Source organism: Anaerobacillus sp. 1_MG-2023, assembly GCF_030547345.1.
GTDB classification, from domain to species: Bacteria; Bacillota; Bacilli; order Bacillales; family Guptibacillaceae; genus Guptibacillus; species Guptibacillus hwajinpoensis_B.
Map to the genome: position 1 here is coordinate 42,632 of NZ_JAUORD010000020.1, position 10,410 is coordinate 53,041.

At 40.2% G+C, this 10,410-nt stretch carries 11 protein-coding genes; all 11 read left to right on the plus strand.

Features of this window, described 5'->3' with window-relative positions:
* Positions 1–95 precede the first annotated feature (95 nt).
* The 11 genes from Q4550_RS21970 (at position 96) to lysS (ending at position 10,116) form a co-directional block, all read left to right on the plus strand.
* Entirely contained in the window at positions 96–881 is a 786-nt protein-coding gene (locus Q4550_RS21970; RefSeq protein ID WP_303536075.1) for a type III pantothenate kinase, read from the plus strand.
* Positions 882–1,151: 270 nt separating this feature from the next.
* The gene (gene hslO / locus Q4550_RS21975) at positions 1,152–2,033 is read left to right on the plus strand and encodes an Hsp33 family molecular chaperone HslO (protein WP_303536077.1); all 882 of its coding nucleotides are present in this window, start codon (positions 1,152–1,154) and stop codon (positions 2,031–2,033) included.
* Between the two features lie 87 nt (positions 2,034–2,120).
* Entirely contained in the window at positions 2,121–3,047 is a 927-nt protein-coding gene (gene cysK, locus Q4550_RS21980; protein WP_303536078.1) for a cysteine synthase A, read from the plus strand.
* A gap of 315 nt (positions 3,048–3,362) precedes the next feature.
* The gene (pabB, locus tag Q4550_RS21985) at positions 3,363–4,757 is read left to right on the plus strand and encodes an aminodeoxychorismate synthase, component I (RefSeq protein ID WP_303536085.1); all 1,395 of its coding nucleotides are present in this window, start codon (positions 3,363–3,365) and stop codon (positions 4,755–4,757) included.
* Between the two features lie 18 nt (positions 4,758–4,775).
* Positions 4,776–5,360, plus strand: a complete 585-nt coding sequence (gene pabA, locus Q4550_RS21990) for an aminodeoxychorismate/anthranilate synthase component II (RefSeq protein ID WP_226616869.1) — start codon at positions 4,776–4,778, stop codon at positions 5,358–5,360.
* Positions 5,351–6,205, plus strand: a complete 855-nt coding sequence (gene pabC, locus Q4550_RS21995; protein WP_303536081.1) for an aminodeoxychorismate lyase — start codon at positions 5,351–5,353, stop codon at positions 6,203–6,205. Before pabA ends, pabC begins: the two co-directional genes overlap by 10 nt.
* Positions 6,206–6,274: 69 nt before the next feature.
* Positions 6,275–7,096: a dihydropteroate synthase gene (folP, locus tag Q4550_RS22000; RefSeq protein WP_303536088.1), complete on the plus strand. Its 822-nt coding sequence runs from the start codon at positions 6,275–6,277 to the stop codon at positions 7,094–7,096.
* Between the two features lie 20 nt (positions 7,097–7,116).
* The gene (folB, locus tag Q4550_RS22005) at positions 7,117–7,482 is read left to right on the plus strand and encodes a dihydroneopterin aldolase (RefSeq protein ID WP_194222620.1); all 366 of its coding nucleotides are present in this window, start codon (positions 7,117–7,119) and stop codon (positions 7,480–7,482) included.
* On the plus strand, positions 7,475–7,999 hold the full coding sequence (gene folK, locus Q4550_RS22010) for a 2-amino-4-hydroxy-6-hydroxymethyldihydropteridine diphosphokinase (protein WP_194222621.1): 525 nt from the start codon (positions 7,475–7,477) through the stop codon (positions 7,997–7,999). Before folB ends, folK begins: the two co-directional genes overlap by 8 nt.
* A complete protein-coding gene (locus Q4550_RS22015) occupies positions 7,951–8,163 on the plus strand; it encodes a helix-turn-helix domain-containing protein (RefSeq protein WP_283153205.1) in 213 nt (70 codons plus the stop codon). Before folK ends, Q4550_RS22015 begins: the two co-directional genes overlap by 49 nt.
* Positions 8,164–8,622: 459 nt before the next feature.
* Positions 8,623–10,116, plus strand: a complete 1,494-nt coding sequence (gene lysS, locus Q4550_RS22020; protein WP_303536083.1) for a lysine--tRNA ligase — start codon at positions 8,623–8,625, stop codon at positions 10,114–10,116.
* The last annotated feature ends 294 nt before the right edge of the window (positions 10,117–10,410 follow it).

The following is a 10,410-nucleotide window of genomic DNA, read 5'->3' on the forward strand; positions in this document are numbered from 1 at the left end:
ATCGTTTTCAAAAAAGAACTTCGTTTTTAATTCCATTGTGTGGTATAACTATAGAGAGCATGATGAAAGTTAAATTTTTTTAATAAGGTGATAATATGATACTTGTGCTTGATGTAGGAAATACAAATATTGTTCTTGGTGTATATGAAGGCGAAGAGTTAACGCATCACTGGCGAATGGGGACAAGCAGAAAACAGACAGAAGATGAATACGCAATGGTTATTAAAGGACTCTTCTCTCATGAGGAGCTTTCTTTTGACGATGTGGAAGGCATCATTATTTCGTCTGTAGTGCCACCTATTATGTTCGCTCTTGAGCGTATGTGCCAGAAATATTTTCATCATAAACCGTTAGTGATTGGTCCAGGAATTAAGACGGGCCTCAATATAAAATATGATAATCCGAAAGAAGTAGGAGCGGATCGTATTGTGAATGCCGTGGCGGGGATTCATTTATATGGAGCACCGCTAATTATTGTGGATTTTGGAACAGCTACAACTTACTGCTACATTGATGAGCAAAAACAGTATGTTGGGGGCGCCATCGCACCAGGCATTAACATTTCGACAGAAGCTCTATACATGCATGCAGCAAAGCTTCCACGAATTGAAATTGCGAAGCCAAATCATATCGTTGGAAAGAATACGGTTAGCGCCATGCAAAGCGGCACGCTATATGGATACGTAGGACAAGTGGAAGGGATTGTTTCTAGGATGAAGAAACATTCTCCGAAGGAACCTACTGTAATAGCGACTGGTGGACTTGCCTCACTTATAGCAGAAGAATGCGATCTTATCGATGTGGTTGACCCGTTTCTAACATTAAAAGGATTACACTTAATTTATAATAAGAACAAAGAAGAATTAAACGCATACCGATAAAACGGGGTGCGTTTTTCATTTTGCGTTTTGGGGGAAAATAAAAATAGATACTCTTTATATCTCTTATTTTATTATTGAATGAGACGTTTTCCATAATGATATCTAAAGTTAGTACACAAAAGTATTTAAAAGGTAAGTCGCAGACCACAGATTTATTTAACGAAAGATATGGAAGCGAGAGCATGTCAGTTTCTCATAATGGAAGTTCTTGAAAAAATATTGTATCGTGTAATTGGGCATTGGCCCATTAGTGAAAGGAGCTACAAACAAATGAATGATTATTTGATAAAAGCACTTGCGTTCGATGGCAATGTAAGGGCTTATGCGATATCTAGTACTGAAATGGTTGCGGAAGCACAGCGACGTCACACTACTTGGCCAACTGCATCCGCTGCAATTGGTCGTGCTATGACTGCTTCGACAATGATAGCAACAGGACTAAAAGGTGAAGAGAAAATCACTGTGAAGATTGAGGGCGGTGGTCCTATCGGAGCCGTTGTAGTAGACGCTAATGCGAAAGGTGAAACGCGCGGGTATGTAAGCAATCCACATGTGCACTTTGATCTTAATGATAATGGGAAATTGGACGTTGCGCGTGCCGTTGGACAAGATGGTTTCTTATCCGTTGTAAAAGATATTGGTATGCGTGAAAAATTCACAGGGCAAGTTCCGATTGTCTCAGGTGAATTAGGAGAAGACTTTACGTACTATCTTGTGACTTCAGAACAAGTTCCTTCAGCAGTTGGAGTGGGCGTGCTTGTTAATCCAGATAATACGATTCTTGCAGCTGGTGGTTTTATGATTCAATTACTTCCTGGTGCAGGTGAAGAAACGATCCGTTTTATTGAAAAGCGTATTGAAGCGATTCCTCCAATCTCTAAATTGATTGAAGCAGGGAAAACACCTGAAGAAATTTTGAATGATCTTCTCGGAGAAGAAAACATTAAAATTATTGACAATATGCCTGTTCAATTTGAATGTAGTTGTTCCAAAGAGCGATTTTCGAATGGCATTATGGGACTTGGCAAAGAAGAGATCAGAAGTATGATTGAAGAAGACGGTGAAGCGGAAACAACTTGTCACTTCTGCAATGCACATTATCACTTCTCGAAAGAAGAGCTTGAAGAATTACACGCTGAGAGTAAAGTTTAAAAAGGTTCAAATTGACACTTTTGACCTACGGTGATATTCTTTTAGAAAGAGAATTCCTATAAAAACACTCGGGTTTGAGGAGGCGTGATGATGAGGGTAGCAAATTCTATTACTGACTTAATCGGTCAAACACCTATTGTGAAACTAAATCGCATCACTAACGAGGAACATGCAGAGGTATATTTAAAGCTTGAATTCATGAACCCTGGAAGCAGCGTTAAAGATCGTATTGCACTTGCAATGATCGAAGCAGCTGAAGAAAAAGGTGAATTGAAACCTGGTGATACATTCGTAGAACCAACAAGTGGAAATACGGGTATTGGTCTTGCGATGGTTGCGGCTGCAAAAGGTTACCAGGCTGTTCTTGTTATGCCAGATACTATGAGCACGGAACGTCGTAACCTGCTGAAGGCGTATGGAGCAAAGCTTGTCCTTACTCCTGGTTCTGAAGGTATGGGCGGAGCGATTCGTAAATCAGAAGAACTAGCGAAGGAACATGGTTATTTCATGCCTCAGCAATTTAATAACAAAGCAAATCCGGAAGTGCACCGTCGTACGACTGGTCAAGAAATTGTAGATCAGATGGACCAGCTTGACGGATTTGTGGCAGGTATTGGAACTGGTGGTACGATTACTGGAGCAGGAGAAGTGTTAAAGAAGCATTTCCCTTCGATCAAGCTATACGCGGTTGAACCAACAGATTCACCTATTCTATCCGGAGGCAAGCCTGGCCCACATAAAATTCAGGGGATCGGTGCAGGATTTGTACCGGCAGTTTTGAATACGGATGTATATGATGAAGTCGTTCAGGTTCAAAATGATCAGGCTTTTGAATGGGCTAGAAAAGCTGCACGAGAAGAAGGTATTCTTGGAGGCATTTCTTCAGGCGCGGCGATTTATGCAGCGCTGGAAGTAGCAAAGAAACTGGGTAAAGGAAAGAAAGTGCTTGCTGTAATTCCAAGTAATGGGGAACGTTACCTCAGCACACCTCTTTTTCAATTTGATGAAGATTAAGCAACTCTAAAAACAGTCCTTAACGGGCTGTTTTTCTTTTTAGTTTTTTGAAGTATTGATTCTTTACTATCCTAAATAATAGTTAATTAAACAAGACAGTCTATCAAGTTTTTTATTAGAGACAACAAAAAGCTAAACGAAAAGAAAAAAGGTAAGTTTTTCTAAAAGGTTGTTCAGAAGAGTTTGGGGAATATAAAAAGGATGAAGCAACGAAAGACTTCATGTAGAATAGAGGCATAAACAGGGCGTACGCTTAGCTTGTGATAGGGTGTGAAAAATTTGCCGGAACAACTAGAGAAAACAACACGGGTTTCAATTTTTGAAACTCTCGAATTAAGTGCGGATGAGTGGTTTTCAGGGTATAAATCTTTTATTGAAGGCCGCGATGAACATATTTTATTGGATAGTACACGTGGTGGTCGATATAGCATGTTTGGTATTAAGCCTATTGCGAGCCTGTATGGACACGGCAATTTTCTTACGATTGATGAAGTAGGAAAAGAACCGAAAACGTTAGAGGGTAATTTACTTGAGTTGATGCAACACTGGATGGAACGGAATGTGTCGATCATGGATGAACGCTTACCTGACTTTCAGGGTGGGGCAATGGGGTTTCTGAGCTATGATATTGCGCGTCAAATTGAAAAACTTCCTGATATAGCATCAGATGACCTGGAGCTTCCTGAACTTTTCTTTGTTGTGTATGAAGATGTTGGCGTATATGATCACACTACGCAAACACTATGGTTTATTGCACAAGTTGAAGAGGGAAATAAAGAAGAAGGTAAGCGGCGTCTCGAAGCGTATAAGGAGAAGTGGGTACAACAAAGTGAAGCAAGTTCTTCTGTGGCTGATTCTTATTCAAAAGCAGCTACACAGACCTTTTCAATGAGTCAAGAGTCATTCTCGATGGCCGTTCGAAAAGTACAGGAGTATATTTCAGCTGGAGACGTTTTTCAGGTCAATCTTTCCTTAAGAGAGTCAAGAAGTCTCCACACAGCCCCTATTTCTATTTACGAGACGCTTAGAACGATTAATCCATCTCCGTATATGTCCTTTATTCATACTCACTCATTTGATCTTGTGAGTGCTTCACCAGAATTACTTATTAAGAAAAAGGGACAAGAATTAAGTACAAGACCAATTGCGGGGACGAGATCACGGGGAAAGAATGACGATGAGGATGAAGAACTTGCACGGACCCTTATTGAGAATGAGAAAGAACGCGCCGAGCATGTGATGCTTGTCGATCTTGAGCGAAATGATCTGGGGCGCGTTTGTACCTATGGAACGGTAGAAGTAGATGAGTTTATGGTGATCGAAAAATATTCTCATGTGCAGCACATTGTTTCAAACGTTCGTGGTATTTCATCGCCTGAAGCGACAGCATTTGATGCTATTAAAGCCACTTTTCCAGGGGGGACAATTACGGGAGCTCCTAAGGTACGAACAATGGAAATTATTGAAGAACTTGAGCCTGTTCGCCGAGGGGTTTACACTGGATCTATCGGATGGATTGGGTTCAATGATGATATGGAATTAAATATTGCTATTCGAACTATGGTCATTAAAGATAATATTGCTCACGTACAAGCCGGTGCTGGAATTGTAATTGACTCTAATCCCGAAGCGGAGTACAAAGAGTCACTAAAGAAAGCAAGAGCATTATGGAAAGCAAAAGAGTTAAGTGAAGAGATTAGCAGAGATTAGCTTAGAGGAGGAAACAAAATGATTTTAATGATTGATAACTACGATTCATTTACGTATAACCTTGTGCAATACCTTGGAGAAATGGGAGAAGAGCTAGTTGTAAAAAGAAATGATGAGATAACTATTCAAGAAATTGAACAGCTTCGTCCGTCATTTATTATGGTTTCTCCAGGACCGTGTAGTCCTGATGAAGCGGGAATTAGTATGTCTGTTATTCAGCACTTTGCCGGTAGCATACCGATATTCGGTGTGTGCCTTGGTCACCAGTCAATTGCGCAGGTATTTGGTGGAGATGTTATTAAAGCCGATAGACTAATGCATGGGAAAACATCCCCGATGCATCACGACGGGCGATCAATCTTTAAGGGACTCGAGAATCCGTTTACTGCAACGAGATATCATTCATTAATTGTCAAAAAAGAGACATTACCGGAATGCTTTGAGATCAGCGCCTGGACACAGGAAGGCGAAATCATGGCAATTCGACATAAAGAGCTTGCGATTGAAGGGGTTCAGTTCCACCCTGAATCGATTATGACTGGTATAGGGAAAGCTTTGCTTAAGAACTTTATAGATGAGCATCGAAAAGAGCCATGTTTATAAACGTTAACGGAGAACTTGTCGATGAAAAATCAGCTGTTATACCGGCTTATGATCACGGTTATCTCTATGGAGTGGGAGTTTTTGAGACGTTTCGAACGTACAATGGACATCCCTTTTTATTTGAAGATCACTATAATCGCCTTTGTGATTCCTTAAATGAACTTCAAATTGCACTACCCTTTACAAAAGAAGGGCTTCTCTTTGAGATAAGGCGAACGATTGAAGTGAATGGCATTACAGACGCATATGTTCGCTTAAATGTTTCTGCTGGAGAAGGAGAGATTGGTCTGAGGACGGAACCTTACAATAGTCCAACGGTAATTATTTATGTGAAAGAAATAGGCGACCCAGTACAAAAAGAAAAGCATGGTGTGATTCTTTCGCTTAGGCGAAATACGCCTGAAGGCCCTGTAAGACTTAAATCACACCACTATTTAAATAATATTCTTGCGAAAAGAGAAGTTGGAAATGATCCTTCAGTGGAAGGGATTTTTCTCTCACAAAGAGGAAAGCTTGCTGAAGGAATTGTTTCAAATTTATTCTGGTTTAAAAACGGCATTCTTTACACCCCGGACCTTACTACAGGAATCTTAAATGGGATTACTAGACAATATGTAATAGATGTTGCAAGAAAAAAGGGGATTTTAGTTAGGGAAGGTAACTTCGAGAAAAAGGAAATTCTTGAAGCGGATGAAGTGTTTGTTACAAATTCTATCCAAGAGATCGTGCCATTATCTAAGATTGAGCACAAATCTTTACCGGGACTTGAGGGTCATGCGACAAATGAGCTCATCCTTCAATATGAACAACACCGCACTTCGTTAATGAGTCGAAATGAATGCTAACCGAGAACGTATGTACGAAAAGGAGTGAGCCGTTTGGCGACGGTAATAGATAATCATAAAAAACACCCAATGATGATGAAATGGCAGGATGGATTCATTGACTGGAATGAAAAAACCTGGATTATGGGTATTCTGAATGCAACCCCTGATTCGTTTTCTGATGGTGGAGAATATAACACTACAGCACAAGCGGTAGCTCATGCTCTCCAACTTGTTGAAGATGGAGCGGACCTAATTGATATTGGCGGTGAATCTACCCGCCCAGGGGCTACAATAGTTCCGGTGGATGAGGAGTTGAACCGTGTAATTCCAGTTATCAAAGCTGTGCGTCATACTGTTGACGTCCCTATTTCTATTGATACTTATAAAGCGGAAGTGGCTAATCAAGCAATATTAGCAGGAGCGGATATTATTAACGATGTATGGGGAGCTAAGGCGGACCCTGATATGGCCAGGGTGGCAGCGGAACATAATGTACCAATTATTCTTATGCATAATCGGTATGACACGAATTATGCGGATATCATGCTTGATATCAAGTCTGACATTGAAGAAAGTATTGAGATAGCTCGTTCTGCAGGTGTACGGACTGAAAATATCATTCTCGATCCTGGAATTGGATTTGCAAAAACTCATGAGCAAAATCTTGAAGTTATGAGGAGACTCGATGAATTTTCTTCTCTTGGATATCCTGTTTTGCTTGGTACATCAAGAAAATCGATTGTTGCTAGAACATTGAATACGCCGCCGAATGATCGAGTAGAAGGTACTGGAGCGACAGTTTGTCTCGGGATTGAAAGAGGCGCTCAAATTATCAGAGTTCATGATGTGAAACCAATGGTACGTATGGCTCGTATGATGGATGCTATGCTTAAACCACAGCTTAATTAAACAACAGGAGAGTGAATGATATGGATAAGATCTATCTAAACGGAATGAAATTTTACGGTTATCACGGCGTTTTTCCTGAAGAAAATAAGCTTGGTCAACGTTTCTATGTTGATTTGGCCCTCGAAACAGATCTATCCAAGGCTAGTAACTCTGATGATTTAAATTACACTGTGAATTATGCAGACGCGTATAATTCAATCAAATCAATTGTTGAAGGCACACCAAGAAAGCTAGTTGAAACTGTTGCTGAGGAAATAACAAAAAAGATGTTTCAAGAATTTGAGATTGTCGATGCTTGTACGGTGAAAGTGACTAAACCGGATCCTCCAATCGATGGTCAATATGATTCTGTTGCAATCGAGATGAAGAGGGAACGTAATGAATAGTGTATATGTTGGTATTGGATCCAATGTAGGGGATCGAGAAAACTATATCAAAACATCTTTATTAAGACTTCAAGAGTACCCAGGTGTAGAGATCACATCTACATCCTCATTATATGAAACCGCTCCTGTAGGTGTAACAGAGCAGGGTGCTTTTCTTAACATGGTGGCTTTGCTAGAAACAGAATTGAATGCATTTCAGCTGCTCGAAATTCTCCAAGGGATTGAGCAGTCTCTAGGTAGAGAGCGCGACATTCGATGGGGTCCAAGAACAATAGACCTTGACATTTTGCTCTATAATCATGAGAATATTGTAGCAGAAGGTCTGGTCATTCCTCATCCTCGTCTCATTCAAAGAGGATTTGTGGTTATACCTCTTCACGAATTGAGTCCTGATATTATTATTCCAACTACCAATAAGAGAATTGATTCCTATTTTAATCATATAGAAGATAAAGAAGGTGTACGTCTATGGAAGCGGAGATCTACGGAAGACGTATTCGCGCTTTTCGAAAGTTGAAAGGTTATACTCAGGAACAGCTTGCGAAGGAACTCGGCGTTTCGGTATCTGTACTAGGAGAGATCGAGCGAGGGAACCGAAGACCTACAAATGATTTTATGCAGCTAGTAGCTAAGCAGCTCAGAGTTCCGCTTGAGGAACTTTTTCCTTTAGAACACAACTAAAAAGTGAAGTGAAGCGTGTTAACGACTGGTGATGTTGCTTTATCGCACGGTTCAATACCTTGAAACCGAAAAGATTCTGGGTATCCTATGGTTAAAGAGAAGATTGATGTAGCAATGCTTCATCTTGATCGTCTTATAGAGCTTAAAGGAGAAAAAGTTTCCGTTCACTAAATAGGTAAACATGTTGAATAATACTCAATAGAACTTCACGGTAACGGTAAGATTCTTTACCAAATCAATGTAACGACTACGAGAGATGGTCTTGCTGAATTACTATGCGCGTTTATTGCAGAGCTTGAATTTAGACAGGCAGTTTGACCTTCTAACTAGCTCTTCATCTTTGCCATGATACACCCGGGGCGTTTGTCATAAGTTTTATATAAGTGAATGCTTGCTATTCATGATGCTTTCCGATAAAGTTATAGCGGGATAAACATAGATTTGACAGGAGTGATAGAGATGAGTCAGGAGCTTGAACTGAATGACCTTCTTAAAGTAAGAAGAGAAAAGCTTGACGTTCTGAAAGAGAATAATATTGATCCATTCGGACATCGGTTTGATCGTACTCATTCAGCTAGCGAAATGTTAGAAGAGTTCGATTCTTTTTCAAAGGAAGAATTAGCTGAACAAAGCAAGGCAGTTTCCTTAGCTGGAAGAATTATGACTAAACGTGGAAAAGGAAAAGCGGGATTCGCGCATATTCAAGATTTAACTGGTCAAATTCAGCTTTATGTTCGTAAAGACACTGTTGGAGATGAGCAGTATGATCTTTTTGATTCAATGGATATTGGAGATATCATTGGTGTAAGTGGTGAAGCATTCAAAACAAAAGTCGGAGAACTCTCTGTTAAAGCGAGTGACCTTCATTTGCTTTCAAAATCACTACGTCCATTGCCAGACAAATTCCATGGTTTGAAAGATGTAGAACAACGCTACCGTCAGCGTTATCTTGATTTAATAATGAGTCCTGACTCTAAAGAAACGTTCATCGCAAGAAGTCGCATCATCCAATCGATGAGACGTTATCTTGATGACCAGGGTTTCCTAGAAGTTGAAACACCAATGATGCACTCTATTCCTGGCGGCGCATCAGCACGTCCTTTCGTTACACACCACAACGCTCTTGATATGGAGCTTTATATGCGTATTGCCATTGAACTACATCTAAAGCGATTGATTGTAGGTGGCATGGAGCGTGTATATGAAATCGGAAGAGTTTTCCGAAATGAAGGTGTTTCTACACGACACAATCCTGAATTCACAATGCTTGAGTTATACGAAGCCTATGCGGATTATAAAGATGTCATGTCCTTAACAGAGCAAATGGTTGCTCACATCGCTAAAGAGGTAACAGGCTCTACAATGATTCAGTACGGTGATTATGAGATTAACCTCGAACCAGAGTGGAAAAGAGTGCATATGGTCGATGCTGTTAAAGAAGCAACAGGTGTCGACTTCTGGAAAGAGATGACGGATGAAGAAGCGCGCAGTATCGCTAAGGAACATGGCGTCGAAATCAAAGAGACAATGGAATTCGGACATGTCGTAAATGAATTCTTTGAACAGAAAGTTGAAGAAACGCTCATTCAACCTACTTTTGTATATGGACATCCGGTGGCTATTTCGCCTCTAGCTAAGAAAAATCCTGAAGATGGCCGTTTCACAGATCGTTTTGAGTTGTTTATCGTAGCTCGTGAACACGCCAACGCATTTACTGAGCTTAATGATCCAATTGATCAAAGAGAACGGTTTGAAGCGCAGCTTGTGGAGAGAGAGCAAGGTAATGACGAGGCCCACATGATGGACCATGACTTTATCGAAGCTCTTGAGTACGGTTTACCACCAACCGGTGGTTTAGGTATTGGAATTGATCGTCTTGTAATGCTTCTAACAAATTCTCCTTCTATTAGAGATGTTCTTCTATTCCCTCAAATGAGAAATACGGAACGATAGAAGTTAAAAGCCTTTAGAATGAAGTTCGTTTATCGAACTTCATTCTTTTTAGTTTTTCTAAAAAGAATTCAAAAAAGGGGTTGCGTATCTAAAGTAACCCTGATATAGTTATATAGGTCGCCGCAACAACGCGGTTGACGCCGAAAAGAATTTCAATAAAGTTGTTGACATCGACTTAGTTAACATGGTATATTAATAAAGTCGCTGAAAACGACATCGAAAGAAATAAATTGATCTTTGAAAACTGAACGAAACGCCATGTAAGTAGTTGTTTCTACGGAAACAAAACATTGT